Origin of the sequence: Pseudomonas sp. F01002, from assembly GCF_004402115.1 — a bacterium.
GTDB classification, from domain to species: domain Bacteria; phylum Pseudomonadota; class Gammaproteobacteria; order Pseudomonadales; family Pseudomonadaceae; genus Aquipseudomonas; species Aquipseudomonas frigoris.
The window spans coordinates 516,142-542,730 of record NZ_SOPU01000018.1 but is presented as its reverse complement, the minus strand read 5'-3'; the positions used below and the strand labels follow the sequence as shown (position 1 = coordinate 542,730).

Genomic DNA, 26,589 nt, shown 5'->3' with positions numbered 1-26,589 from the left:
CCGCACACACATTGGATCTGCGTCGAGCCATTTATATGTGATCGACACAAAACTAATGTGGGAGCGGGCTTGCTCGCGAAGGGATCGACGCGGTTTAGGCCAGGGGCGACTTAATCGAGCATCAACACCTTGGCCAGAATGATCTTCGGCCCCTTCATCTTCTTGATGATGATCCGCAAGCCTTCGACTTCCAGCACTTCTTCCTCTTCCGGCACCCGTTTCAGTGTTTCGTAGACCAGCCCGGCGAGGGTTTCGGCTTCGATGTGGTCCAGATCGATGCCCAGCAGGCGCTCGACCTTAAACAATGGCGTGTCGCCGCGCACCAGCAGCTTGCCCGGCTGGTACGCGAGGATCCCGCGCTCAGCCTTGCGGTGTTCGTCCTGAATATCGCCGACCAGTACTTCCAGCACGTCTTCCATGGTCAGGTAGCCGATGATGTTGCCATCGGCTTCTTCGACCAGGGCGAAGTGCGAGCCGCCTTTGCGAAACTGTTCCAGCAGTTGCGACAGCGGCATGTGACGGGATACGCGCTCCAGCGGCCGAGTCAGTTCGGCGAGGTTGAACGACTCGGGAATGTGGTCCAGGGCTGCCAGTTCCAGCAGCAAATCCTTGATGTGCAGCAGGCCGACGAACTCCTGATGATCGCTGTCGTACACCGGATAGCGGCTGAACTTGTGGCGACGGAACATCGCCAGGATTTCCTTCAGCGGCGCGTTGAACTCCAGGGTCACCAGGTCTTCCCGGGAATTGGCCCAGTCGACCACTTCCAGCTCGCCCATTTCCACCGCCGAGGCCAAAACGCGCATGCCTTGGTCGCTCGGGTCCTGGCCACGGCTGGAGTGCAGGATCAGTTTCAGTTCTTCACGGCTGTAATGGTGCTCGTGATGAGGGCCGGGTTCACCCTGGCCGGCGATCCGCAGGATCGTGTTGGCGCTGGCGTTGAGCAGGTAAATGGCCGGGTACATCGCCCAGTAGAACAGGTACAGCGGCACGGCGGTCCAGAGCGACAGCAGCTCGGGTTTGCGGATGGCCCAGGATTTCGGGGCCAGCTCACCGACCACGATGTGCAGGTACGAGATGACGAAGAACGCGGCGAAGAACGATACGCCTTTGACCACTTCGGCCGACTGCACGCCGACGGCTTCAAGGATCGGTTCGAGGATGTGCGCGAACGCCGGCTCACCGACCCAGCCAAGGCCGAGGGAGGCGAGGGTGATACCCAATTGGCACGCCGAGAGGTACGCATCGAGCTGACTGTGAACGGTGCGCAGGATGTGTCCGCGCCAGCCGTTTTTTTCAGCGATGGCTTCGACCCGGGTCGAGCGCAATTTGACCATGGCAAATTCCGCCGCAACGAAAAAGCCGTTGAGCAAAACCAGGATCAGAGCAAAAAGAATCATGCCGAAATCGGCGAAGAGTGTCGCGAGGGTCAAGCCAGGGGAAGGGTCCATGATGGAGTTTTGCGGGTTCCGTGTATTCGAAAGGAAAGAAAAAAGTGCGCCTGAAGGGCAGGCACAAGTCAGCCAATGTAGCGGCTGACCAAGTGATTGACTAGGGGGCGTTCTCAATTAGTTTCCCCACCGCGCCGGGTCTGCTGTTGTGCAGGGCAAGGCGCGAGAAGCGTAGTTTGGTCATTCCAAATAAGCTTCGAGCAACGCAGCCCTGCGCAACAGCAGGCCCGGCCCTTCGGGTTGTGCCTTAAAGCGGGCCAGGCTGCGTTGCAGGCCTTGGAAAGGGAACAACCATTCCCAGCGGCCTGCGCCTTGCCCGCTTTAAGGCGACAACGCGGTGGGGAAACTAATTGAGAACGCCCCCTAGCGCGTGCCGGCCGGTATCAGTCGGCGGCGCTGATGACCCGGGATTTGGTGACCTGGGCCGGCGCAAAATGGCAGGTAAAGGTGCTGCCATGGCCCGGCACACTGCTGATTTCCATCCGCGCGCGGTGGCGCAGCAGCACGTGTTTGACGATCGCCAGGCCGAGCCCCGTGCCGCCGGTGTTGGAGTTGCGGCTGGAATCGACGCGATAGAAGCGTTCGGTCAGGCGCGGCAGGTGTTTGCTGTCGATGCCGATGCCGGAATCCTGCACGCTCAAGTGTGCGCCTTGCTCATCACCCCACCAGCGAATGCGGATGTTGCCTTCGGCCGGGGTGTATTTCACCGCGTTGAACACCAGATTGGAAAACGCGCTGCGCAACTCGGCTTCGCTGCCCTTGAGCAGAATCGTCGGGTCGGCTTCCAGGGTGATCTTCTGATTGCGCTGAGCAGACAACTGCTGAGCGTCGCTCTTGATCGATTGCAGCAAGCCGTCAATGGCCACCGGCTGGTTGTCAGACGGGTAATCGGTGGCTTCCAGTTTGGCCAACAGCAGCAAGTCGTTGAGCAGCGTCTGCATGCGTCCGCCTTGCTGCTGCATCTGCTGCAAGGCACGGGACCAGCGCGGGTTCACGTCCTCGACGTTGTCGAGCAGGGTTTCCAGATAGCCGCAGATCACCGTCAGCGGCGTGCGCAGTTCATGGGAGACGTTGGCGATGAAGTCTTTGCGCATCTGTTCCAGTTGATGGATGCGCGTTACGTCGCGCACCAGCATCAAGTGTTCGTTGTTGCCGTAGCGGGTGATGTACAGCTGAATGCGCAGGCGATCATTGATCGGTGACGGAATTTCCAGCGGCTCGGCGTAGCTGTCCTGCTCGAAGTATTCCTTGAAGCGCGGATGGCGGACGAGGTTGGTGACCGGTTGGCCGCTGTCTTGCGGGGTCTTGAGGCCGAGCAGGGTTTCGGCAGCGCGGTTCCACCATTCGAGGTTACCGTCGCTGTCGAGCATGATCACCGCGTCTTTCAGCGCGGCAGTCGATTCCTGGACCCGGTCGATCACCGCTTGCAGGCGCCCGCGCACTCGTTGGTCGCGGCGTTGCAGGTGGTAGATGCTGTCGAACACTTCGCCCCACAGGCCATAGCCATCGGGCGGTGCCTCATCGGATTTGTGCAGACGCAGCCATTCGTGCAGTCGCAGCAGTTGCTTGAGGGTCCAGGCCAGGTAAAGGCCCAGGCCCGCGGCGAGGCTCCAGCCGTAGTAGCCGGTAATCAGGCCGATCACCAGGCAACCGGTCACCAGCAAAAGCATGTGGCGGATCAGGGTGCCATGCCAGTTTTGGTTCAATTGAACGCGCGTCCTTGTCAGCTTGTCGGGCGGGAAAGGTCCGGATCAGGCCTTGGTGGAAAAGCGGTAGCCGGTGCCGCGCACGGTTTGTACCAGATTTTCGTACGCATCACCGAGGGCTTTGCGCAGGCGACGGATGTGCACGTCGACGGTGCGCTCTTCAACATAGACGTTGCCGCCCCAGACCTGATCCAGCAACTGGCCGCGGGTGTAGGCACGTTCCTGGTGGGTCATGAAGAATTGCAGGAGGCGGTATTCGGTCGGGCCCATCTCGGCGGGTTTGCCGTCGATGGTCACGCGGTGGCTGATCGGGTCCAGCAGCAGGCCGCCGACTTCGATCGGCGTTTCGCCATCGGTAGGGCCGGCACGGCGCAGCACGGCCTTCAGGCGCGCCACCAGCTCGCGTGGGGAAAAAGGCTTGGTGATGTAGTCATCGGCGCCGACTTCCAGGCCCTGGATCTTGTTGTCCTCTTCGCCCTTGGCGGTGAGCATGATGATCGGGATGTCCCCGGTCAGCTCATCGCGCTTGAGGCGTCGTGCCAGCTCGATGCCGGACGTGCCGGGCAGCATCCAGTCGAGCAGGATCAGGTCCGGCTTGCGGTCGACGATGATGGCGTGGGCCTGTTGCGAGTTCTCAGCCTCTATGCAGTCATAGCCGGCCATTTCCAACGCAACGGCGATCATTTCGCGAATGGGCGCTTCGTCGTCGACGATCAGAATGCTCCTGCCAACCATGCCTTTAATCCTCTTGTCATTTAACTGTCTTGCGCCGCATTAGATAACGGAATTATTGCAGTCGTGTGACAGTATTTTAGTCGCCCTGCGATTGTTGTGATCCTGAACTAAGCTCTAATTTCGAATCCTGACAACCACAAAAGGAAGGTTTCCATGAAGCAATACTCGCAATCCTTCAAAGCTTTGATGCTGACTGCGGTCATGGCGTTGCCATCGATGGCCTTCGCGGCTGAGCCAGCAATGATGAAAGACGGGATGATGGTCGATCATAAGGGTATGACGGTGTACACGTTCGACAAGGATGCTGGCGGCAAGTCAATGTGCAACGGTGAGTGTGCCAAGAACTGGCCGCCGATGATGGCTCCGGCGGGTGCCAAGGCCGAAGGCAAATGGAGCGTCATCAAGCGTGATGACGGCATGATGCAATACGCTTACGACGGCAAGCCGCTGTACACCTTTATGAAGGACGAAAAGCCTGGAGAAATGAAGGGTGACGGCATGAAGGACGTCTGGCACGTCATGCACGAGTCGCAGAAGTAATCGATCAAAGCCTATAGCCGCTGCCGAAACATGTGTTCGGCAGCGGTTGGGGTGTGATCAGCGAGTTGCGTAATCCAACACAATCCCGACAAAAATCGCCAACCCGGCCCAGTGGTTGTGCAGAAACGCCTGGAAGCAGCGCATCCGGTCCTTGCCGCGGGTGTACCAGAACTCCCACGCAAAACAACCCGCCGCCGCCAACAATCCCAAGTGGAACCAGCCACCGAGCTCGAATTTTGATCCGGCCAGCAGCAAGCAACCCAACGCCAACCCTTGCAGGGTCAGAATGATCACCCGGTCCGCATCGCCAAACAGAATCGCTGTAGATTTCACGCCGATCTTCAAGTCGTCGTCGCGGTCGGTCATGGCGTAATAGGTGTCGTAGCCCACCGTCCACAGAAGGTTCGCGATCCACAGCAACCACGCCGCCGGCGGCAGTTCACCGGTTTCGGCGGTGAACGCCATCGGCATCCCCCAAGAGAACGCCGCGCCCAGCACCACTTGCGGGTAATAGGTGTAGCGCTTCATGAACGGGTAAGTGAAGGCCAGCGCCAAACCACCGAACGACAGCCAGACCGTTGCCGCATTAGTGCAGAGCACCAGCAGAAAACTCACGCCCATCAGCAGCGCGAAGAACACCAGTGCTTCTTTGGAACTGATCTTGCCGCTCACCAGTGGCCGTTGTTCGGTGCGTTTCACGTGGCCATCGACCTTGCGGTCCGCCCAGTCGTTAATTACGCAGCCGCCGGCGCGGGTCAGTACCACACCGAGGACGAAAATCATGACGTTGGCCAATGACGGTGAACCTTTGCCGGCAATCCACAGCGCCCACAGCGTCGGCCACAGCAGCAGATAAATGCCGATCGGTTTGTCCATACGGGTCAGCTGAATGAAATCCCAGGCCCGTGGATTCAAGCGATTCAGGGACTTGAGCAGGCTCTGGTACATCAGCAATTCTCCGGATGGGCGCGGGTAGCGTTCCACAGGGTCGGCAAGAAAATTTCGGCCACCAGCACGCTCAAGGCGCCGCGGTCGAAACGCGAACGGCGGCCCCACAGCTCAGGTGCCCGGGACTCCATCGGCAGCCACTCCTGAGGATAGTGACAAACCTCGATAGCGCGCCGTTGAAATGCCTGATCGCAAAACAGCAATTCGCCCAGGGAGCGGCTGCCCAATTCGTCCATGTGCAGACCGTCGCCCTGCAACGCACTACGCGCCGCCACGCTGCGGGCAAACACCCAGGCTTCGCCGTGGCCGCGCAGATACACCTCGCGAACCCAACCCTCGCTGCCTTCGGCCAGATCCAGCGCGGCACATTCGTCGACGCGCAAGGGCTGCCAACCTTCGAAGAGAGGCGTGACGCTGAAGCCGTCATTCGACAAACGGATCAGCCGTCGGGTCAAAGAGCCTTCGTCGAACAACCAGTCGAGGGTAGACGTGTCGGGGAGGGGCGTCAGTTGGCTTCGAGGGAGCCAAAGCGGGGGCACGGCGGGGGATTTTGAGTGCGGCACAGTGAGTCATTATTGGCAGCAAATGAGGCGGCGAGCTTACCATGTCAGTCTGCGATTTTGATTGATCCGACCGGCCATTGCGTCGAACAGGCTTGCATCTGCCGGGCCCGATCAGTACAAAACGCGCTGAGCCGGACGGTAGCGCTCCAACCATCGACCATTCGCGCCGGTAAAAGACTGAACCCTGAGGAAGTACCTGAATGAAAAAGTGGCAATGTGTGGTCTGCGGCCTGATCTATAACGAAGCCGACGGCTGGCCGGATGACGGCATTGCGCCGGGCACCCGCTGGGAAGACGTACCGGCAGACTGGCTGTGCCCGGACTGCGGTGTGGGCAAGTTGGATTTTGAAATGATCGAAATCGCCGCTTAAATAACTGAGGAGTAAGGAATGAACGCACCTGTCGTGATCGTCGGCACCGGGCTGGCTGGCTACAACCTGGCCCGGGAGTTTCGCAAACTCGATGGCGAAACCCCGCTGCTGCTGATTACTGCAGATGACGGACGCTCCTACTCCAAGCCGATGCTCTCCACCGGCTTTGGCAAAAACAAAGACGCCGACGGCCTGAGCATGGCCGAGCCAGGCACCATGGCCGAGCAATTGAAGGCCGAAGTGCGTACGCACACGCGCATCAGCGGCATCGACCCTGGTCATAAGCGCTTGTGGATCGGTGAGGAAGCGGTGTTTTACCGTGACTTGATCCTGGCGTGGGGTGCGGAAACCGTGCGAGTGCCGATCGAAGGCGACGCAGCGGACGCCGTTTTCCCGATCAACGATCTGGAAGACTACGCGCGCTTTCGCGCAGCGGCGGCCGGCAAACGTCGGGTGTTGTTGCTCGGCGCCGGCCTGATTGGTTGCGAGTTCGCCAACGACCTGATCCTTGGCGGCTACGAGGTGCAACTGGTTGCACCGTGCGAGCAGGTCATGCCGACCCTGTTGCACCCGGCGGCGGCCGCTGCGGTCCAGGCCGGGCTGGAAAGCCTGGGCGCACGCTTCCACCTCGGGCCGGTGCTCAATCGCTTGCAGCGCGTTACTGACGGACTGGAAGCGCATCTGTCCGATGGCCAGGTGATCCCTTGCGATGTGGTGGTGTCGGCCATTGGTCTGCGTCCGCGCATCGACCTGGCGGCGGCGGCCGGTGTGCAGGTCAATCGCGGTGTGGTGGTCGATCGCCACCTGAAAACCTCCCACGCCAATATCTATGCCTTGGGCGACTGCGCCGAAGTCGATGGGCTGAATCTGTTGTACGTCATGCCCCTCATGAGCTGTGCGAGAGCGCTGGCCCAGACCCTCGCCGGAAACCCGACGCCGGTAAGTTATGGCCCGATGCCCATCACCGTAAAAACGCCAGTCTGCCCATTGGTGGTTTCACCGCCGCCACGGGGTTTGGAGGGCGTCTGGACGGTCGAAGGGCAGGGCGCGGACATCAAGGTATTGTGCCGCGATGCCAGCGGCAAACTGTTGGGTTATGCCCTGACAGGCGCGGCGGTGATGGAAAAACTGGCCCTGAACAAAGAGCTTCCGGCATTGCTGGCGTAAATACCGGTCGTTCTGTCGGAATCACCCCTCTTTTGCCCCTACAAAGGTCGCGCCGAGACTGGCGCGGCTCTTCGCTGCGTGCCATCCTCACTCCCGTCTGCCGCAGAGTAGAGCACCTGCGGCGCTTTGGGCGCTGTTCCAACGAGAACAGCACGGACATAACAACAAAAAACCGTCAAAGGGGCTTCACTAATGCGTAAACCAGAACTCGCCGCTGCAATTGCTGAAAAAGCAGACCTCACCAAAGAGCAGGCCAACCGCGTTCTCAACGCCGTTCTCGAAGAAATCACCGGCGCTCTGCACCGCAAGGACAGCGTCACGCTGGTGGGCTTCGGTACCTTCCTGCAACGCCACCGCGGTGCCCGCACCGGCAAAAACCCGCAAACCGGTGAGCCCGTCAAAATCAAGGCCAGCAACACTGTTGCGTTCAAGCCAGGCAAGTCATTGAAAGACAGCGTTAATCCATAATTGCGGCGAACTCCCTGAATAACGGGGAGAACCGTATTGAAAAATGGGCATGCCGATTGAATCGGGTGCCCATTTTTTGTGGGCGTTGGTTTGTTCTATATACACAGTATTTTTGGACTGATTAATACACTCTGGATACAAAGTGATTGGTTTGAGTTGCCGGAGGCTTGTCGTTCAATATCAGTGATATATAAGGTGCCATCATTGCGATGGCACTTTTTTAGTTCCCTGTTGTCATCGTTGTCTTGTTCAAAGATGACCGGAAGATTTCGGAATACTCCTACATTTATCATTTCTTATTTTTGCCATGATTCAAGCCTGGCTCAAGGGGCGAATCGGCACTCATTCCTCGAAGGATTGACGCACGGCTCTAGCTCAATGGTTTCGTGGCGGTTGGCCGATGGCATGAACATTAAACTCACATCAGGGTATCCCTTGCTACTTATAGGGAGATCTCCTACGAGCAATAGAGACACTTCGTCTTGTTGTTTAATCAGATGCTTGCTAGTGGCCATCATCGTGAGTACGATGCGCGCACTTGAAAGAGCACGAACTCAATTGGATGAGACTCATCGCAGCTCTTTGATTCTGTCCCCGCGTCATTGGAACTCCAATGGGCGTATGACTGTAATCCTAATTAAAGGCCATGGATGTCCTACTCAAGCAAACTTTCCGCTCATTACCTCGAACTCGCAAAAGCCTCTGTTTCCAAAGAGAATTTCGCGGGCGAGGACGTTCGCTTTTCGAGCGAATATGAGGCATTGGAAAGCGAGTTGGGCAAAGCCCAATCCATGCACGAAAGCGGTCAGATCGACTGGCTGAAAATCCGCGAAAACAGTGAAAACCTGCTGCGCACCCAGTCCAAGGACTTGCGGGTTGGCGCCTGGCTGACCTGGGCCCTGTACCAGCGCGAATCTTTTCAAGGGCTGCTGGCCGGCCTCGGACTTCTGCACCATCTGTGCGAGAACCACTGGGCTGAGGTTCATCCCAATAAGGCCCGCACCCGCTCCGCTGCCATCAGTTGGTTGGTACCGCGTCTTGAGCAGGTGCTGACCGAAAACGTCGCGATCAAAGAGCAGTTGCCGATGTTCCGGCGGCTGGTCGAACACCTTGAAGGTCTCGATGCTGCTTGCACCGAGCATTTGGGGGATGACGCTCCGCTGCTGCTGCCGATTTCCCGCCGCCTGAAGAACATGGTCCAGCGTGCCGCCGACAATCAGCCGGAACCTGGCGTCGTCGGCGCGGCGGTGGCTCAGGTCAAACAAGCCGCCACGCAACTGTTCACCCCCGGCGCACCGATCGATAACGAAAAAGAAGCCCACAAGGCGCTGCGTGCCCAGCAGGAAAGCGCGCGGCCGTTGTGTGCCTGGTGGCTCAAGCAGAAAGCCACCGACCTGCGCGCCTTGCGCCTTAATCGCACACTGTTGTGGTTGCCCATCGACGCGGTGCCCGAGCGCAACGCCGAGCAGATCACCGTTCTGCGCGGTTTGCCAGCCGACAAGCTCAAGGCTTACCAGGACCGTTACGACCAGGCCAAATATGCCGATCTGCTGGTGGAACTGGAGGCGAGCCTGGCGAAGGCGCCGTTCTGGTTCGATGGCCAGCGAATGGTTTGGGAGTGCCTCCAGGGACTCAACGCCGAGATGGCTATGCGCGAAGTGGAAATCCACTTCGCGCTTTTGATTCAGCGCCTGCCCGGCATCATCGAATTGCGATTTCATGACGGCGCCCCGTTTGCCGATCCTGCCACTCGCGCCTGGGTCAGCGCCCATGTCATGCCGCATCTGCAAAGCGCCAGTGCGCCGCGCAAGGTCGAAGTCGCCGACACCCAGCCTGCCTGGGAACTGGCCCTGGAAGAAGTCTTGCCGATCCTGCGCAAGGACGGCCTCAAGGCCGCGGTGCAGATCCTCAAGCAAGGCCTGCAAAGCGCCCAGGGCGGGCGCGCCCGGTTCTTCTGGCAGTTCGCCCTCGCGCGGCTGTGCTTCATGGCCAAGAAATACGAACTGGCCAGGACCCAACTCGAAACCCTAGACCAAACATTACAGGACTCAGGCCTGAACGCCTGGGAGCCCGATCTTGCGCTGGAAGTGCTGCATTTACTGCATAGCTGCTGCGAGTTGTTGCCGCAGAACCATGCCGTACGTGAACGCAAGGAAGAGATTTATCGCAGGCTGTGCCACCTCGATCTCGAAGTGGTACTCGAATAGGCCCCAGGGCCACAACCGCAAGGAGAATAGCCATGGCCAAAGAAGGCTCGGTAGCCCCCAAGGAACGCATCAACGTCACTTTCAAACCTGCCACCGGTGGTGCTCAGGAAGAGATTGAACTGCCGTTGAAACTACTGGCAATCGGTGACTACACCCACCGCAAGGACGAACGTAAAGTCGAAGATCGCAAGCCGATCAGCATCGACAAGATGACCTTCGACGAAGTGCTGGCCAAGCAAGAGCTGACCCTGACGTTGAACGTGCCGAACCGCCTTCAGGAAGAGGGCAGCACTGAAGAGCTGGGCGTGCAACTGCGCGTCAACTCGATGAAGGACTTCAACCCGGCCAGCCTGGTCGAGCAAGTGCCTGAGCTGAAAAAACTGATGGAACTGCGCGACGCGCTGGTGGCCCTCAAAGGCCCGCTGGGTAACGCGCCTGCGTTCCGCAAAGCCATCGAAGGCGTTCTCGCCGACGACGAATCCCGCGGTCGCGTACTGGGTGAGCTGGGCTTGAACGCCGCAGCCCAGGACGCCTGAGTCTCCATCAGCCAAGGAAGCCAACACCATGAGCACTAGCGCAGCACAGCAAAAGAGCAAAGAGAACGGCGAATACAGCATTCTCGACAGCATCATCGCCGAAACCCGCCTGACGCCGGACGACGAAGCCTACGACATCGCCAAACGCGGTGTGTCGGCCTTCATCGAAGAGCTGCTCAAGCCGCAGAACAACGGTGAGCCAGTCAAGAAGGCCATGGTTGACCGCATGATCGCCGAGATCGATGCCAAGCTCAGCCGCCAGATGGACGAGATCCTGCACCACCCGTCTTTCCAGTCCCTGGAATCGTCGTGGCGTGGTCTGCAGTTGCTGGTCGACCGCACCAACTTCCGCGAAAACATCAAGATCGAAATCCTCAACGTCTCCAAAGACGATCTGCTGGACGATTTCGAAGATTCGCCGGAAGTGATGCAGTCGGGCCTGTACAAGCACATCTACACCGCTGAATACGGTCAGTTCGGTGGTCAGCCGGTCGGCGCGATCATCGCCAACTACTTCATGTCCCCAAGCTCGCCGGACGTGAAACTGATGCAGTACGTGTCCAGCGTTGCCTGCATGTCGCACGCACCGTTCATTGCTGCCGCCGGCCCGAAATTCTTCGGCCTGGAAAGCTTCACCGGTCTGCCGGACCTGAAGGATCTGAAAGATCACTTCGAAGGCCCGCAATTCGCCAAATGGCAGAGCTTCCGCCAGTCGGAAGACTCCCGTTACGTTGGCCTGACCGTGCCGCGTTTCCTGCTGCGTAACCCGTACGACCCGGAAGAAAACCCGGTCAAATCGTTCGTGTACAAAGAAACCGTCGCCAACAGCCACGAGCACTACCTGTGGGGCAACACCGCCTACGCGTTCGGCACCAAGCTGACCGACAGCTTCGCCAAATTCCGCTGGTGCCCGAACATCATCGGCCCGCAGAGCGGTGGCGCGGTTGAAGACCTGCCGTTGCACCACTTCGAAAGCATGGGCGAAATCGAAACCAAGATTCCTACCGAGGTTCTGGTTAGCGACCGTCGTGAATACGAACTGGCCGAGGAAGGCTTCATCTCCCTGACCATGCGTAAAGGCTCCGACAACGCGGCGTTCTTCTCCGCCAGCTCGGTGCAGAAGCCGAAGTTTTTCGGCATCAGCGCAGAAGGCAAGGCAGCAGAGCTGAACTACAAGCTCGGCACCCAACTGCCGTACATGATGATCGTCAACCGCCTGGCTCACTACTTGAAAGTGCTGCAGCGCGAGCAACTCGGTTCGTGGAAAGAACGTACCGACCTCGAACTGGAACTCAACAAGTGGATCCGCCAGTACGTGGCCGACCAGGAAAACCCAAGCGCCGAAGTGCGTGGCCGTCGTCCACTGCGCGCTGCCCAGATCATCGTCAGCGATGTTGAAGGCGAGCCTGGCTGGTACCGCGTCAGCCTGAACGTGCGCCCGCACTTCAAGTACATGGGTGCCGATTTCACCCTGTCGCTGGTTGGCAAGCTGGACAAAGAGTAAGCGGAGCTAACTCATGACTGGATACGGCAGCCTTTTCGAACGCCTGGGTGGCGACGCGGACAAACGCGTCGGCTGGAGCCGCGAGGTCTCCGCCATGGCGTCCGTTGCTGCCCATCTGGCCAAGATGCTCAGCACCCGTGCGGGCAGCGTGCAAACGCTGTCCGACTACGGGCTACCCGATCTCAATGACATGCGTCTGAGCCTGCACGACTCCCTGAGTCAGGCCCGTCTGGCCATCGAAAATTTCATCGAAGCCTACGAGCCACGCCTGAGCAATGTGTGTGTCATTTCCCTGCCGCGTGACCACGATCAGCTTCGCCTGTCCTTCAGCATCGAAGGCTTGCTGGAAGTTGATGGTTTCAAGCGTCAGGTCAGTTTCGCCGCGCGCCTGGATGGCAGCGGTCAAGTCAAGGTCAACTAAGGAGATTCGTATGTCCGGCAAACCCGCAGCCCGCGTATCCGACCCTACCGCTTGCCCGCTCCCCGGTCACGGCACCAACCCGATTACTGCCGGTTCCGGCGACGTGTTTTTCGACGGCCTCGCGGCCGCCCGCCAAGGCGATGCCTCGGCGTGTGGTGGTGCGATGTCGGGCGGGTTGGCGACGACGGTTTTGATTAACGGGAAACCGGCTGCGACGGTGGATTCCGTCGGGACTCATGGCAACAAGGTTACCGCCGGGTCCGGGACGGTGATTATCGGGAATTCGCATTCGCCGGTGCCATTTGTGGCGCCGGTACCTCTGAACATTTTTGGGTTCGACGTTCGAGTTCAATTGATGGATCAAGCATCTGGAACGCCGCTTAAGAATGTCTCGTACATCGCGACGCTTGAAGATGGCACAGAGGTTCACGGTAAGACCGATGCGGCTGGATTTTCGAAAGCACTAGGCAAAAAAGCTCAATCACAAAACGTCCAGTTCTCGGTTAAACCGAACTGGCTGCTAAAAGGGGAGTGAGATGCCGCAAGCCGTTCAGGTGGCAACTGTTGCCACCACACCTGCCGCCGATGTTTCACCTATTCAGGTTTACTTGGCTGCGGATAACGACTTTCTCATTCCTTTGGTTTTCCCCCAATTCCAAATCCATGTATTGGATGACTATAAAGACACTTGGTTTGGTCAAAAAATCAAAATCGAGTTTCCAAAAGCTCCCTTGCTTGGTCATGCAGGTGTTTTGCTAATTAATGGCAAGACGGGTGAATCCAAATACTATGAGTACGGTCGATATAAAGGACCCGGTCCGGCTGGGCGAGTACAAAAAGGTAGTATCCCCAACGTAAAAATTGTGGCCGGGCATATTACTGAATCATCATTGAAAAAAACACTTAGGCAGATCTCCATAGGTCACGGCCAATCAGGAAATATTAAAGGTGTCGTGCTGAGAGGAGCCGTTTATGCGAACGCTCTAGTATGGCTAGACGGAAAGTTCGCTGAAAACAGTGACAAGACTCGGAAAGCGTACGATCTAGGAAATCATAATTGCGTAACTTTCGCCGCGGAGTTGGCGGAGAGCGTGGGGTTTTCTGCTCCTTTTCGTTCTCGAACAGTGGCGCCAACTCTATACATGACACAGTTTCAATTGTCTGAAATTGACCTCGAATACAGTTTCGCTGATGACAAATTGGAAATAGACGAATGAAGACTTTGAAGAGACTGGCCATTTCACTCGCTATTATTTTTTTTCTGCTCGTAGTGGCGGTGTTTGCTCTGCTGGAGCGCGATGACGGAAAGGGGCCTGTATTGAAAGATCATCCAAATGCTTTTTGGAGCGGGGCGGAAGACGGTGGCTCTTTCTTCGAGATTACAAAATCGAGTCCACCAAACTACTACGTTGAAATACGCCATGAAAGCGGAGATATCTGGTCCAAAGGCTGGGTGACTCATGTGATGAAGGATGGAGGAGAGCTTTCTAACGAAGATTTCATGGGTTACGACGGAGGTGATGAAGTTTACTTGCAAGACGAAACTGCATTGAAGTTGAACCCGGTGTTGGTGAAGTAACATGACAGCATGTGCTTTCCTTAACCTAACGAAAAATGGGACTGTCCCTGATATTTTTAGAGCTGGCAAAGTTTCTCTATGCACAGGGCTTGCGTTGATGGGTAGCGCAAAAACAGTCAGAGCAATGATCATCATCGCAAACGCTTTGATCGCACCGTTTGCATTGTTCGAAATTTATGCGGTTATCCGGTTTGGGTTTGCGGAGCCTTATAGTTATTTGCTTTTCGTTCCGTTGGGAATTATCTCGTTCTTGCTGTTGCAGTTCGCTATTGGCTATGGAGTGGTTAAAGGGTGGATGGCCTGCAGAATGCCCGGTAACTATTATTTGCTCGTGCTTTGGATAATCAGTTTGCTGGTGTTGTTCGTGCTTCCGAAGTTTTTTTCAGATGGGCCGATGTCGTGATTAGTTATGAAACTAACCCCATTCCAAAGATTGCGCTTGAGCTGCTGCATTCGAAAGATTTGGTTGTGTCGAAAATTCTTAAAATGATCAACTATTTTTATTTTTTGACCTTCGCGGTTTTTCTGCTGATATCGTGCACTGATCCGAAAACTAAATGGTCAATAGCAGGGGTTGATGTCTACGGAAGCTTATTTGTTTTTTGTATGGTTCTTTATATTCCGATGATGGCGTTTTCTTTTTATTATTTTGTAAGGGCATTAACGAGGCTCTGGAAATGTAAAAGCTCGCGCGATGGTTTTTTATTTTTGGCTTCCTCTGTTGTAGGCGTTATTGCTCTTTACAGTTTTAATCACTGGGTGTTCAGTGAAATTTACTAACGATCCGTCGCAGAGCATTCAAAAAAATGAATGCTGTCCTAATCCAAATTTTTTCAGGGCAGCGCTCTGGTCTCCGCTCTTGGTGATGTTGGCTTTGACCCTGTTCGAGCAGGGCAACGGATACGCGGCGGTTCTGGACCTGCAACAAATGCTGTTGATCTACGTTCTCTCATTCGGAATCCCGGCCTACATCGCCTTTGCCCTGTGGGCGACGCGAGCACTGAACGGAAAAACCGAACAGCAGATTTTGAAAAGCGTGTGGCGCGCACCACTGACCTTCATCCCTTTTTACGCTGTCCCGTGGGTGATTTATGGGTTGGCCCATGTGCTTTTGGGGAGCCTCGCTGGGTTCTCGATGATGGTGGGTTGGCTGGCTTTTTTACCGTACCTGCTCATTGCGGGCTACGTGGTTTCCGGTCTGACAGTCGCGCTCTACAGGACAGTTTTTTCATGAGATTCAATACCAGGCAGGTAACCCGTGTCCTTTAACCACTACTACCAAAGCGAACTCACCGCACTTCGCCAGTTAGGTCGTCGATTCGCCGAGCGTAGCCCGGCGTTGGCGCCTTTTCTCGGTCAGGCCGGGCGGGATCCGGACGTGGAGCGGTTGCTGGAAGGCTTTGCATTCCTGACCGGTCGCCTGCGTCAGAAGCTCGACGACGAGCTTCCGGAACTCAGCCATTCCCTGATGCACCTGCTCTGGCCCAACTACATGCGGCCGCTGCCGGCGTTCAGTATTTTGCAGTTCGACCCGTTGAAGCGTTCGGGTCCTGCGTTGATGGTCGAGCGCGATACGCCGGTGGAAAGCGTACCGATCGATGACGTGCGTTGCCGTTTCCGCACCTGCTACCCGACGGAAGTCTTGCCGCTGGATCTGGCCGCGCTGAATTACTCGGTGAAGGGCGACGGTTCGCTGTTGAGCCTGCGTCTGGAGATGAGTGCCGACGGCCATCTCGGTGAGCTGGAGCTGAGCCGTCTGCGTCTGCACTTTGCCGGCGAGCGTTACATCAGCCAGATGCTCTACCTGAGTCTGTTGCGCAACCTGGAAGGCATCGAGCTGATCCCGCTGGATGGCGCCGGCAAGCCCATCAACGGCGTCAACGGCACGCCGATGGCCTTCAAGATGCCCGGCGACCGGGTGCAGCCAGTGGGTTTTGCCGAAGAAGAGGCGTTGATCCCGTATCCGCTGAATACCTTCCGCGGCTATCGCTACCTGCAGGAATACTTCGCCTTCCAGGACAAATTCCTGTTCGTCGATATCAACGGACTGGACCTGCTCAAGGCCCTGCCGGAAGACACGCTCAAGCAGATGCGCGGCCTGGAATTGCGCTTCGATATTCGCAAGAGCGGCATCCAGCGCCTGCGCCCGACGCTGGACAACGTGAAGCTCTATTGCACGCCGATCGTCAACCTGTTCAAGCACGATGCGCTGCCGATCCGCCTCGACGGCAAGCAGGACGAATACCTGCTGCTGCCAGCCGAATACGACCTGGAGAACTGCGGTGTGTTTTCGGTGGAAACCGTAACCGGCTGGAAACCCGGCGGCCTCGGTTATCAGGAGTACGTGCCGTTCGAATCGTTTGAGCACGACCCGAGTTTCGACGTGCCTAACAGCCGTCCGCACTACAGCATTCGCCAGCGTTCGTCCTCGTTGCACGACGGCCTCGACACTTACCTGAGCTTCGGCATCCGTCACACCGAAGCCCATGAAACCCTGTCGATCGAGCTGATGTGCACCAACCAGAACCTGCCGCGCAAGCTCAAGCTCGGCGACATCTGCATGGCTTGCGAAGAGACGCCGGAGTTCCTCAGTTTCCGCAATATCACCCCGGCCACGCCCAGTTATGCGCCGCCGCTGAACCGTGACTTCCTCTGGAAGCTGATCAGCAACATGTCGCTTAACTATCTGTCGCTGGCCGACGTCAACGCGTTGAAGGTGATTCTCGAAACCTACGACCTGCCGCGCTACTACGACCAACACGCTGAAAAAGTCAGCAAGCGTCTGCTGGGCGGGCTCAAGTCGATCAAACACCAACACGTCGACCGCTTGCACCGAGGGTTGCCGGTACGCGGGTTGCGCACTGAGCTGACCATCGACCCGGAAGGGTATATCGGCGAGGGCGACCTGTTCGTTTTCGCTTCGGTTCTTAACGAGTTTTTCGCGCTCTACGCCAGTCTCAATTCGTACCACGAGCTGCGGGTAAAAAGCACACAGGGAGAGGTGTACCAATGGACACCACGTATGGGTCTGCAACCCCTGCTTTAAGCGGGCTGACCCGGGTAATACGCGAGTACTCGCTGTTTCAGGCCGTGCTGCTGGTGGTTGACCGGCTGCGCGAGGCGCACCCGTACCTGAGCGAAGACGATCTGTATGACCAGCTGGAATTTCAGGCCAACCCGAGCCTGGGTTTCCCCGGCAGTGACGTCGATCGCGTGGAGTTTTTCGAAGAGCACGGGCAGATGCGCGCGCGTCTGCGTTTCAACCTGATCGGCCTGGTCGGTTCTGGTTCGCCACTGCCGGCGTTCTACGGCGAACAGGCCCTGGGCGATAGCGAAGACGGCAACCCGACCCGCAATTTCCTCGACCTGTTTCACCATCGCCTGCAACGGCTGATGCTGCCGATCTGGAAAAAGTACCGCTACCGCGCAAGCTTCCAGAGCGGCGCCCTCGACCCGTTTTCGTCGCAGCTGTTTGCGTTGATCGGCCTCGGCGGCGAAGAGATCCGCAGGGCCCAGGAACTGAACTGGAAACGCCTGCTGCCGTATCTCGGCTTGCTCAGCTTGCGGGCGCACTCGGCGGCGCTGATCGAAGCGGTGCTGCGTTACTACTTCAAACACGCCGAACTGACCATCGAGCAGTGCATCGAGCGCCGCGTCGAAATCCTCGACGAGCAGCGCAATCGCTTGGGCCGCGCCAACAGCCTGCTCGGCGAAGACCTGGTTCTGGGCGAACACGTGCGCGACCGCAGCGGCAAATTCCGCATCCACATCCGCGAGCTCGACTGGCAACGCTTCCACGAGTTCCTGCCGATCGGTTTCGGCTACCAGCCGCTCTGCGCGCTGGTGCGGTTCACCCTGCGTGACCCGCTCGATTACGACATTCGCCTGGTGCTGCGCCAGGAAGAAATCCGCGAACTGCGCATCGGTGAGCAGAACGCCTGTCGCCTGGGATGGACCAGTTGGCTCGGCCGCGAAAAAGCGGACGGCGTGGTGACCCTGGGCAGCAAAACTCATTAAGGACAGATGACCAATGATCAACGTAGACCTGCAACAACTTATCCAGGCGCTGGACGCCGAAACCCGTCGTGACCTGGAAAGTTCGGCCGAACGCTGCGTCGCCCGTGGCGGCAGCAAGATCCTCGTCGAAGACTTGCTGCTGGGCTTGCTGGAGCGCCCGCAAGGCTTGCTCGCACGCGCGCTGCAAGACGCCGAAGTCGATGCCGGCGAGCTGAGCGCAGCCTTGCAATCGCGGGTCGAGCACAGCGCTTCGCGCAACCCGGTGTTCGCCCCGGAACTGGTGCAGTGGCTGCAAGACGCGTTGCTGGTGGCCAACCTTGAACTGGGCCAAAGCCAGGTCGAACAAGCCGCGTTGATCCTCGCGCTGTTGCGCAACCCGATGCGCTACGCCGGCAGCCGCTACCAGTCATTGCTGGCCAAGCTGAACATCGAGCGCCTGAAAGAATTCGCCCTGTCGCAGAAGGAACAACCGGCCACGGGCAAACCCGCTGTACCCGGCGAATCGCTGCTGCAGCGCTTCACCCACAACCTGACCCAACAAGCCCGCGACGGCAAACTCGACCCGGTTTTGTGCCGCGATGGCGCGATCCGGCAGATGGTCGACATCCTCGCCCGTCGTCGCAAAAACAACCCGATTGTGGTCGGTGAAGCCGGCGTCGGGAAAACCGCCATTGTCGAAGGCCTGGCCTCGCGCATCGCGGCAGGTGAAGTGCCGCAAGTCTTGAAAGGCGTCGAGCTGCTGTCGCTGGACATGGGCCTGTTGCAGGCGGGCGCCAGCGTCAAAGGTGAATTCGAACGTCGCCTCAAAGGCGTGATCGACGAAGTCAAAGCCTCGCCGAAACCGATCATCATCTTCATCGACGAAGCCCACACGCTGATCGGCGCAGGCGGTAATGCCGGCGGTTCCGACGCGGCCAACCTGCTCAAGCCAGCCCTGGCCCGTGGCGAGTTGCGCACCATCGCCGCCACCACCTGGGCGGAGTACAAGAAGTACTTCGAAAAAGACCCGGCCCTGGCCCGTCGTTTCCAACCAGTGCAACTGCACGAACCGACCGTCAGCGAAGCGGTGACCATCCTGCGTGGCCTGGCTCAGGTCTACGAGAAGAGCCACGGCATCTACCTGCGCGATGACGCAGTGGTGGCGGCGGCCGAGTTGTCCGCTCGTTACCTCGCGGGCCGACAGCTGCCGGACAAAGCCGTCGACGTGCTCGACACCGCGTGCGCCCGCGTGCGCATCAGCCTCGCCGCCGCGCCGGAAAGCCTTGAACGCCTGCGTGGTGAACTGGCTGAAGGTGGCCGTCAGCGTCAGGCCCTGCGCCGTGATGCCGAGGCCGGTCTGCTGATCGATCACGAAGCGCTGGACGCTTTGGAAGATCGCCTGGCCGAAGCCGAAGATGAAAGGGTCGCCCTCGAAACCCTTTGGACCGAGCAGAAAGAACTGGCAGAGCGCCTGCTGGACCTGCGTCAGCAATTGGCCAAGGCTCGTGAGGTCGCTGCTGTCGAGCCAACCGTAACGGTTGAAGAGGACGCCGAAGGCACCGTTATCGAAACCCTTGAAGTCCCAGTCGACGAAGCCCAAACCGTTGAAGCGCTGGAAGCCGCGCTCAACGAAACGCACAAAACCCTGACTGAACTGCAAGTCAAAGAGCGTCTGGTGAGTTTTGAAGTCTGCCCGCGCTTGGTGGCTGAGGTGATCAGCGCCTGGACCGGTGTGCCATTGGCGCAACTGGCCCGCGAGCACAACGCCAAGGTCGCGAGCTTCGCCACCGACTTGCGCACCCGCATCCGTGGTCAGGAACAAGCCGTTCACGCACTGGACCGCTCGATGCGTGCCACCGCTGCCGGCCTGAACAAACCTGATGCACCGGTCGGCGTGTTCCTGCTGGTCGGCCCGAGCGGCGTCGGCAAAACCGAAACTGCACTGGCCCTGGCGGACTTGCTGTACGGCGGTGATCGTTTCATCACCACCATCAACATGTCCGAGTTCCAGGAGAAACACACCGTCTCGCGCCTGATCGGCGCGCCGCCGGGCTACGTCGGTTATGGCGAGGGTGGCATGCTCACCGAAGCCGTGCGCCAGAAACCGTACTCGGTGGTGCTGCTCGATGAAGTCGAGAAAGCCGACCCGGACGTGCTCAACCTGTTCTATCAAATCTTCGACAAAGGTGTGGCCAACGACGGCGAAGGGCGCGAGATCGATTTCCGCAACACGCTGATCCTGATGACTTCGAACCTGGGCAGCGACCGCATCGCCGAGCTCTGTGAAAACGGTGCGCGACCGTCGGCCGAAGTACTCGAAGAAACCATTCGCCCGGTGCTGAGCAAACACTTCAAACCGGCGCTGCTGGCGCGCATGCGTGTGGTGCCTTACTACCCGGTGGGTGGCCCGGTGCTGCGCGAGCTGATCGAAATCAAACTCGGCCGTTTGGGCGAACGCCTGAACCGTCGTCAGCTGGATTTCACGTACTCCCAGGACCTCGTCGATCACTTGGCCGAACGCTGCACCCAAAGCGACAGCGGCGCACGCCTGATCGACCATTTGCTCGACCTGCACGTGCTGCCGCTGGTGGCCGACCGCTTGCTCGATGCGATGGCCACCGGCGAAAGCCTCAAGCGCGTTCACGCGACGCTCGACGGCAACGCCAGCGTGACGTGCGAGTTCGCCTGAGGTGGGTGTGATGTTCACTCAAGTGCCGCAACCGCTGGTCTATGCCGAAGCCTTGCTGGCGCAGTTCGCCAGCTTGTCGCGCGCGGCGGACGGTGCTGCGCTGCTGGGTGACTTCGTGCGCGGCTTGGCCGAGCTCAGCGGTTGCGAGTTGACGCAGTTGTACCTGCTGGACGCGACTCACACGTGCCTGGGGATGAACGCCGAGTGCCTCAACGGCATCCTGCAACCCCGGGAAGCGGCGAGCCTGCCGGCGGATTACAACGGTGAACAACTGCTGCAATTCGCCCTGTGCCAGAACCGCGTGGTGAGCCTGAGCGAACTGAGCGGCAGCCTGCACGAAACCAGTTTCCTGCCGCCCCAGGCCACGCCTTGGCAGTCGCTGTTGTGCGTGCCGCTGGTCAATCAGCAGAAAGCCGTCGAAGGCTTGCTGCTGTGCGCCAGTCGCCGACACATCGACCTGCAAGGCTTTGCCGATTCCCTCGGGCAACTCGGTTCGTTCGTGCTTGGCCAACTGCATTTGCTGCAACGTTTGCGTCAGCCGACCGGTGATACACGGCTGCCGGCGAAAATCAGCGTCCCGAGCGCCAGCGGTTACGGTTTGATCGGCAAGAGTTCGGCCATGCGCCAGACCTATTCGCTGATCAGCAAAGTCCTGCACAGCCCGTATACCGTGTTGCTGCGCGGCGAAACCGGCACCGGCAAGGAAGTGGTGGCGCGGGCGATTCACGATTGCGGCCCGCGCCGTTCCCAGGCGTTCATCGTGCAGAACTGCGCGGCGTTCCCCGAGAACCTGCTGGAAAGTGAACTGTTCGGCTACCGCAAAGGTGCCTTCACCGGTGCAGATCGCGACCGTGCCGGGCTGTTCGACGCGGCCAACGGCGGCACCTTGCTGCTCGATGAAATCGGCGACATGCCGTTGTCCCTGCAAGCCAAGCTGTTGCGGGTGTTGCAGGAAGGCGAGATTCGTCCGCTGGGTTCCAACGACACCCACAAGATCGACGTGCGCATCATCGCCGCGACTCACCGGGATTTGTCGGTGTTGGTCAGCGAAGGAAAATTCCGCGAGGACTTGTACTACCGCCTCGCGCAATTTCCGATCGAGTTGCCGGCCCTGCGTCAGCGCGAAGGCGACATCCTCGACCTGGCCCGGCACTTCGCCGACAAGGCGTGCTCGTTCTTGCAGCGCGATGCGGTGTGCTGGTCCGATGCGGCGCTGGATCACCTATCCGGTTACGCCTTCCCCGGCAACGTGCGTGAACTCAAAGGCCTGGTCGAACGCGCGGTGCTGCTGTGCGAGGGAGGCGAGTTACTGGCCGAGCATTTCTCTCTGCGCATGGAAGCCATGCCGGAAGACAGCAGCGGTCTGAACCTGCGCGAACGCCTGGAGCAAGTCGAACGCAGTCTGTTGCTCGATTGCCTGCGCAAAAACGACGGCAACCAGACCCTCGCCGCCCGCGAGCTCGGGCTGCCACGCCGCACGCTGCTGTACCGCCTCGGGCGCCTGAATATCAACCTCGGTGACTTCGATGGATAGGCAAACGACCGTCGACTTCACCTCATCCGCTTCTAACAGCGCCGCCCAAACGGGTCGGCGCTTTGTACTTTGTCTACCCCTGGAGACCCTCTGATGCCTGTTCGTCACTGGCAAGCCGTCCTGCTGACCCTCGTCGTTCTATGCGGCCTCGGCGGCTGTAGCGGCAATTACAAATACAACGACAACACCTATCGCCCATTGGGTGATCCGCAGGCGGTCAATCGCGGCAAGTGACCGCAAGGAGTATCACCATGGAACTGGTTTTCGAAATGCTCAACACCAAGCAGTTCGTGCCCACGGATTTGTGCCAGAAGACCTTCAAACAGGCCGGTGGCGTGATCGGTCGGGGCGAGGATTGCGACTGGATCATCCCGGACCGCAAGCGTCACCTGTCCAACCACCACGCGTTGATCAGCTACCGCGAAGGTACGTTTTTCCTGACCGATACCAGCAGCAACGGTATCCAGGACAGCGAAAGCGGCGCGCGCCTGCGCAAGGGCGAAGCGATGCGCATCGAGCACGGCAGTGTCTACGTGCTGGGTGACTTCGAGATCCGTGCGCGGCTGGTGCGCGACCCGGCAACCTTCGACGTCGAAGTCGGCCGTCCGCAAGCGGCAGGCAGCATCATTCCTGATGACGCGTTTCTCGATCTCGACCCGCTCAATGCCCTCGATCAGCAAGAACGCGTGTATTCGGAAATCGACGAACTGATCTCGCCGAGCACGACCCTCTCAGACACCCGTCAGCGCGCCGACTATGCGCGCATCGACATGGAAAGCCTGATGGTGCCGGAGCTGATCAACGCCCCGGCAGAGCCAGCACCCGCGCCACCGCCCAAAGCGGTCGAGCGTCAGAGTGAAGGTTTCTGGGAGCACTTCGGTGCGGCGCTGGGCGTGGACCTCAAAGGCCTCGACCACGACGCCCGCGAAGCGCTAGCGCTGAACGCTGCACGCCTGCTCAAGCAAAGCGTCGGCGGTTTGCAGCAGAGCCTGCGCACACGCAGCGAACTGAAAAACGAACTGCGTCTGGCCCAGACCACCGTGCAAGGCACCCAAAAGAACCCGCTCAAATTTGCCGTCGATGCCGGCGAAGCGTTGGGCATTTTGTTGCAGCCGAACAAGCCGGGCCAATTGCCGGCCGAGCAGGCGATCTCCCGTGCGTTCCGCGATTTGCAGGCGCATCAGGTGGCCTTGCTGACCGCCAGTCGCGCTGCCGTTCGCGGCACGCTGGAGCACTTTTCACCACAGCAGTTGACCCTGCGTTTCGAGCGCGACAACAAGCCGCTGCTCGCCACGTCCGGCAGTCGCTGGAGAGCTTACGGTCGTTATCACCAGGCCCTGCGTCAGGACGATGACTGGAGCGAGCGCCTGCTGGCCCGCGACTTCGCTCAGGCCTACGAAGAACAGATCCGCCTGATTTCCACCCTTCACACCGACCACCAAGGATGATGCGCATGTCTCGCTGCTCGACCGCTTTTTTCAAGACGCTGACGGCGTTCGCGGCCCTGGTGCTGCTGGCCGGCTGCTCGTCGCTGTCGCCGTATTCCCACGTCACCAAGCTCAACCTGAAACTGACCGCCAGCGATCAGTTGAACCCGGACCTCAACGGGCGTCCCTCGCCGATCGTTGTGCGTCTGTTCGAGCTCAAGCATCCGGTGACGTTCGAGAACGCTGACTTCTTCAGCCTGTACGAGCGCGCCAAGGAATCCCTGGCCCCGGACCTGGTGGCCAGCGAAGAAATTGAACTGCGCCCCGGTGAAACCGTGGAGATGAAACTCAGCGTGGAGGAGGGCAGTCGTTACGTCGGCATCCTCGCCGCCTATCGCGATCTGCCGGAAACCAAATGGCGCTACACGGTGCAAGTCACCCCGGTGGAAGTCACCGACGCTGATCTGACCCTCGACCAGGCTGGTATTCGCAACAGCAACGAAACGCTCGCCAAGGCGGATGACTGATCATGAATTCCCATAAAGTGATTTGGCAGGAAGGCATGCTGCTGCGCCCGCAGCACTTCCAGCACAACGATCGCTACTACGACCACCAGATGAAGACCCGCACGCAGTTGCTGGGCAGCTACACTTGGGGCTTCCTGAACCTGGACATCGACTTGCAGTTCCTCAACATGGGCAAACTGGTGATCAGCCAGGCCTCGGGGATTCTGCCGGACGGCAGCCTGTTCGAACTCGGCGGCAACACCGAGCCGCTGGCCCTCGACGTGCCGCCGAACACCGGTCATACGCCGATCTACCTGGCGCTGCCACTGGTCACCGGTAACCACATCGAGTCGCGTCGTCCGGAGCAATCCGACGTGCTGGCGCGCTATACCGCGTACGAAGCGGAAGTGGCCGACTCCAACGCCGGCGACGACTCCGCCAGCCAGGTCAGCTGTGGTCGCCCGGACTTCAAACTGTTGCTCGGCGAGCAGCAGAGCGACCAGGCCTACGTGAAACTGAAGATCTGCGAAGTGCTCGACACCACGCCCGACGGCGTGATCAGCCTCGACCCGGACTTCGTGCCTACCTACATTCAGGCGCATTCGTCCAGCTACCTGCTGTCGTGCTTGAAAGAAGTGATCAGCATGCTCGGCCACCGGGGCGACACCATCGCCGAGCGCATCCGCTCGAACGGCAAAGTCGGTGGCGCGGAAGTCGGTGACTTCATGATGCTGCAACTGATCAACCGCACCGAACTGCTGCTGCGCCACTACCTCGGCCTGGAGCAGGTTCACCCGGAAGAGTTGTACCGCACGCTGCTGACCATGCTCGGCGACTTGGCTACGTTTTCCAGCGACAGCAAACGCCCGCGTCTGGACAGCCGTTATCAGCACAGCGACCAGGGTGCGAGTTTCCGCAAACTGATGGAAGCGATTCGTCAGGTGCTGTCGATGGTGCTCGAACAGCACGCCATCGAACTGGTCCTGCAAGCGCGCCAGTACGGGATCATCGTCTCGCCGTTGCACGACCACAAACTGCTGGGCTCGGCCTCGTTCGTGCTCGCCGCCAGTGCCAACTGCGACTCCGAAGAACTGCGCCATCGCTTGCCGGCGCACCTCAAGGTCGGCCCGGTGGAGCGCATCCGCCAACTGGTCAACCTGCATCTGCCGGGCATCAAGGTCAAACCGTTGCCGGTGGCCCCGCGGCAGATCGCGTTCCACTCCAACAAAACCTATTTCATTCTCGAACTCAGTTCCGAAGACCTGGCACAACTTGAGCGCTCCGGCGGCTTCGCGTTCCACGTGTCCGGCGAATTTGCCGAGCTTGAACTGAAATTCTGGGCCATCAGGAACTGACTGACATGATCAAGGACATGGAACACAACCAGGACGATAAAACCGTCCTGCTCGACCGTCAGGGCCACGGCCCGGCGCAGAGTCCGCTGACCGATTTCGCCGCACCGCCGCGTTTTGAACAGCTCGAAGAACGGATGATCTACGCCGCGCGTTTGCGCCCGGCCGAAGCGTTCAACATCAGCCTCAATTCGCTGGTCGCCGCCGCCTCCGACTTGTTGTCGGAAGTGGTGCGACTCAAGCACAGCGGCACCCGCGAAGACATGTACGCGCTCAATGAGCGACTGACCGCCGGGCTGAAACTGTTTGAAGTGCGTGCCCTGCACAACGGTGCCGAAAGCAGCCAGGTGATGGCTGCGCGTTACGTGCTCTGCACCGTGGTCGACGAAGCCGTCGTGACCACGCCGTGGGGCAACGAAAGCGAGTGGTCGCAGATGAGCCTGCTCAGCAGCTTCCACAACGAAACTTTCGGCGGCGAGAAGTTTTTCCAGCTGCTGGATCGCCTGTCGAAAAACCCGGTCAAGCACCTGCCGATGCTGGAGCTGATGTACCTGTGCCTGTCGCTGGGCTTCGAAGGCAAGTACCGCGTGCAAGCCCGCGGCATGCTCGAGCTCGAAGGCATCCGCGACGCCTTGTATCGCCAGATTCGCCAACTGCGCGGCGACGTACCTCGCGAACTGTCGCCCCATTGGGAAGGCTTGAACGATCAGCGCCGCAGCCTGGTGCGCATCGTGCCGGCGTGGATGGTGGTGCTGTTCACCGTGGTTTGCCTGGTGGTGATGTATTCGGGCTTTGCCTGGGTATTGGGCGAGCAACGCGAAACCGTTCTGCAACCTTATCAGCAGCTAGATCCGGCCGCGGTCCAGCCGCAGTCGCAGCCGTAAACAGG

Annotated in this window: 27 protein-coding genes; 22 read left to right on the top strand and 5 right to left on the bottom strand. The window is 59.1% G+C overall.

Translation table 11 applies throughout. From position 1 onward, the window contains the following. Nucleotides 1-110: 110 nt before the first annotated feature. The 3 genes from E3W21_RS16400 to phoB all read right to left on the bottom strand — a co-directional run bounded on the left by E3W21_RS16400 (nt 111) and on the right by phoB (nt 3,892). The gene (locus tag E3W21_RS16400) at nt 111-1,451 is read right to left on the bottom strand and encodes a hemolysin family protein (RefSeq protein ID WP_134420978.1); all 1,341 of its coding nucleotides are present in this window, start codon (nt 1,449-1,451) and stop codon (nt 111-113) included. Between the two features lie 383 nt (nt 1,452-1,834). Beyond that, nucleotides 1,835-3,121, bottom strand: a complete 1,287-nt coding sequence (gene phoR, locus E3W21_RS16395) for a phosphate regulon sensor histidine kinase PhoR (RefSeq protein ID WP_256661577.1) — start codon at nt 3,119-3,121, stop codon at nt 1,835-1,837. Between the two features lie 81 nt (nt 3,122-3,202). Next, entirely contained in the window at nt 3,203-3,892 is a 690-nt protein-coding gene (phoB, locus tag E3W21_RS16390) for a phosphate regulon transcriptional regulator PhoB (RefSeq protein WP_129439913.1), read from the bottom strand. Nucleotides 3,893-4,045: 153 nt separating this feature from the next. Here phoB and E3W21_RS16385 point away from each other — a divergent pair, with 153 nt between their 5' ends. Beyond that, nucleotides 4,046-4,432: a hypothetical protein gene (locus E3W21_RS16385; protein WP_134420974.1), complete on the top strand. Its 387-nt coding sequence runs from the start codon at nt 4,046-4,048 to the stop codon at nt 4,430-4,432. A gap of 57 nt (nt 4,433-4,489) precedes the next feature. On the opposite strand, the gene ubiA is transcribed toward E3W21_RS16385, so the two are convergent. Beyond that, entirely contained in the window at nt 4,490-5,380 is an 891-nt protein-coding gene (gene ubiA, locus E3W21_RS16380) for a 4-hydroxybenzoate octaprenyltransferase (RefSeq protein WP_134420972.1), read from the bottom strand. Continuing rightward, a complete protein-coding gene (locus E3W21_RS16375; RefSeq protein ID WP_134420970.1) occupies nt 5,380-5,943 on the bottom strand; it encodes a chorismate lyase in 564 nt (187 codons plus the stop codon). The genes ubiA and E3W21_RS16375 overlap by 1 nt, the downstream gene beginning before the upstream one ends. Nucleotides 5,944-6,143: 200 nt before the next feature. Between E3W21_RS16375 and E3W21_RS16370 the strand changes: the two genes are divergently transcribed. The 21 genes from E3W21_RS16370 (at nt 6,144) to icmH (ending at nt 26,584) form a co-directional block, all read left to right on the top strand. Then, on the top strand, nt 6,144-6,314 hold the full coding sequence (locus tag E3W21_RS16370; protein WP_033059298.1) for a rubredoxin: 171 nt from the start codon (nt 6,144-6,146) through the stop codon (nt 6,312-6,314). An 18-nt stretch (nt 6,315-6,332) separates the two neighbouring features. Then, nucleotides 6,333-7,481 carry an NAD(P)/FAD-dependent oxidoreductase gene (locus tag E3W21_RS16365; RefSeq protein ID WP_134420969.1) on the top strand — a complete coding sequence of 383 codons (1,149 nt, stop codon included), beginning with the start codon at nt 6,333-6,335 and terminating at the stop codon, nt 7,479-7,481. Nucleotides 7,482-7,673: 192 nt separating this feature from the next. Further along, nucleotides 7,674-7,949 (top strand): HU family DNA-binding protein, encoded by a 276-nt coding sequence (locus tag E3W21_RS16360; protein ID WP_003213368.1) that lies wholly within the window; start codon nt 7,674-7,676, stop codon nt 7,947-7,949. Nucleotides 7,950-8,599: 650 nt separating this feature from the next. After that, a complete protein-coding gene (tssA, locus tag E3W21_RS16355) occupies nt 8,600-10,156 on the top strand; it encodes a type VI secretion system protein TssA (protein WP_134420967.1) in 1,557 nt (518 codons plus the stop codon). Between the two features lie 32 nt (nt 10,157-10,188). Next, a complete protein-coding gene (gene tssB, locus E3W21_RS16350; protein ID WP_008150078.1) occupies nt 10,189-10,692 on the top strand; it encodes a type VI secretion system contractile sheath small subunit in 504 nt (167 codons plus the stop codon). 28 nt (nt 10,693-10,720) lie between these two features. After that, nucleotides 10,721-12,196 (top strand): type VI secretion system contractile sheath large subunit, encoded by a 1,476-nt coding sequence (gene tssC, locus E3W21_RS16345; protein ID WP_123367531.1) that lies wholly within the window; start codon nt 10,721-10,723, stop codon nt 12,194-12,196. A 13-nt stretch (nt 12,197-12,209) separates the two neighbouring features. After that, a complete protein-coding gene (gene tssE, locus E3W21_RS16340) occupies nt 12,210-12,617 on the top strand; it encodes a type VI secretion system baseplate subunit TssE (RefSeq protein ID WP_134420965.1) in 408 nt (135 codons plus the stop codon). 10 nt (nt 12,618-12,627) lie between these two features. Then, entirely contained in the window at nt 12,628-13,152 is a 525-nt protein-coding gene (locus E3W21_RS16335; RefSeq protein ID WP_134420963.1) for a PAAR domain-containing protein, read from the top strand. 1 nt (nt 13,153) lies between these two features. Beyond that, entirely contained in the window at nt 13,154-13,834 is a 681-nt protein-coding gene (locus E3W21_RS16330) for a DUF6695 family protein (protein ID WP_134420961.1), read from the top strand. Next, nucleotides 13,831-14,196, top strand: coding sequence for a hypothetical protein (locus E3W21_RS16325; RefSeq protein ID WP_134420959.1), 366 nt, complete (start codon nt 13,831-13,833; stop codon nt 14,194-14,196). Before E3W21_RS16330 ends, E3W21_RS16325 begins: the two co-directional genes overlap by 4 nt. A gap of 1 nt (nt 14,197) precedes the next feature. Beyond that, nucleotides 14,198-14,599, top strand: coding sequence for a hypothetical protein (locus E3W21_RS16320; protein WP_256661572.1), 402 nt, complete (start codon nt 14,198-14,200; stop codon nt 14,597-14,599). A 363-nt stretch (nt 14,600-14,962) separates the two neighbouring features. Next, a complete protein-coding gene (locus tag E3W21_RS16315) occupies nt 14,963-15,430 on the top strand; it encodes a hypothetical protein (RefSeq protein WP_256661571.1) in 468 nt (155 codons plus the stop codon). Between the two features lie 24 nt (nt 15,431-15,454). Next, a complete protein-coding gene (gene tssF, locus E3W21_RS16310) occupies nt 15,455-17,242 on the top strand; it encodes a type VI secretion system baseplate subunit TssF (protein WP_129439942.1) in 1,788 nt (595 codons plus the stop codon). Beyond that, a complete protein-coding gene (tssG, locus tag E3W21_RS16305) occupies nt 17,206-18,213 on the top strand; it encodes a type VI secretion system baseplate subunit TssG (RefSeq protein ID WP_134420957.1) in 1,008 nt (335 codons plus the stop codon). Before tssF ends, tssG begins: the two co-directional genes overlap by 37 nt. Nucleotides 18,214-18,226: 13 nt before the next feature. Then, nucleotides 18,227-20,881, top strand: coding sequence for a type VI secretion system ATPase TssH (gene tssH, locus E3W21_RS16300; RefSeq protein WP_134420955.1), 2,655 nt, complete (start codon nt 18,227-18,229; stop codon nt 20,879-20,881). Nucleotides 20,882-20,891: 10 nt separating this feature from the next. Continuing rightward, the gene (locus tag E3W21_RS16295) at nt 20,892-22,415 is read left to right on the top strand and encodes a sigma-54-dependent Fis family transcriptional regulator (RefSeq protein ID WP_134420953.1); all 1,524 of its coding nucleotides are present in this window, start codon (nt 20,892-20,894) and stop codon (nt 22,413-22,415) included. A gap of 93 nt (nt 22,416-22,508) precedes the next feature. Beyond that, complete coding sequence (locus E3W21_RS16290) at nt 22,509-22,649, top strand: hypothetical protein (protein ID WP_007894589.1); 141 nt, start codon at nt 22,509-22,511, stop codon at nt 22,647-22,649. 17 nt (nt 22,650-22,666) lie between these two features. Then, a complete protein-coding gene (gene tagH, locus E3W21_RS16285) occupies nt 22,667-23,863 on the top strand; it encodes a type VI secretion system-associated FHA domain protein TagH (protein ID WP_008150088.1) in 1,197 nt (398 codons plus the stop codon). A gap of 5 nt (nt 23,864-23,868) precedes the next feature. Further along, nucleotides 23,869-24,369, top strand: a complete 501-nt coding sequence (gene tssJ, locus E3W21_RS16280; RefSeq protein WP_008150089.1) for a type VI secretion system lipoprotein TssJ — start codon at nt 23,869-23,871, stop codon at nt 24,367-24,369. A gap of 2 nt (nt 24,370-24,371) precedes the next feature. Next, a complete protein-coding gene (tssK, locus tag E3W21_RS16275) occupies nt 24,372-25,703 on the top strand; it encodes a type VI secretion system baseplate subunit TssK (RefSeq protein ID WP_046053871.1) in 1,332 nt (443 codons plus the stop codon). A gap of 5 nt (nt 25,704-25,708) precedes the next feature. Further along, on the top strand, nt 25,709-26,584 hold the full coding sequence (gene icmH, locus E3W21_RS16270) for a type IVB secretion system protein IcmH/DotU (protein ID WP_134420951.1): 876 nt from the start codon (nt 25,709-25,711) through the stop codon (nt 26,582-26,584). Nucleotides 26,585-26,589: the final 5 nt, after the last annotated feature.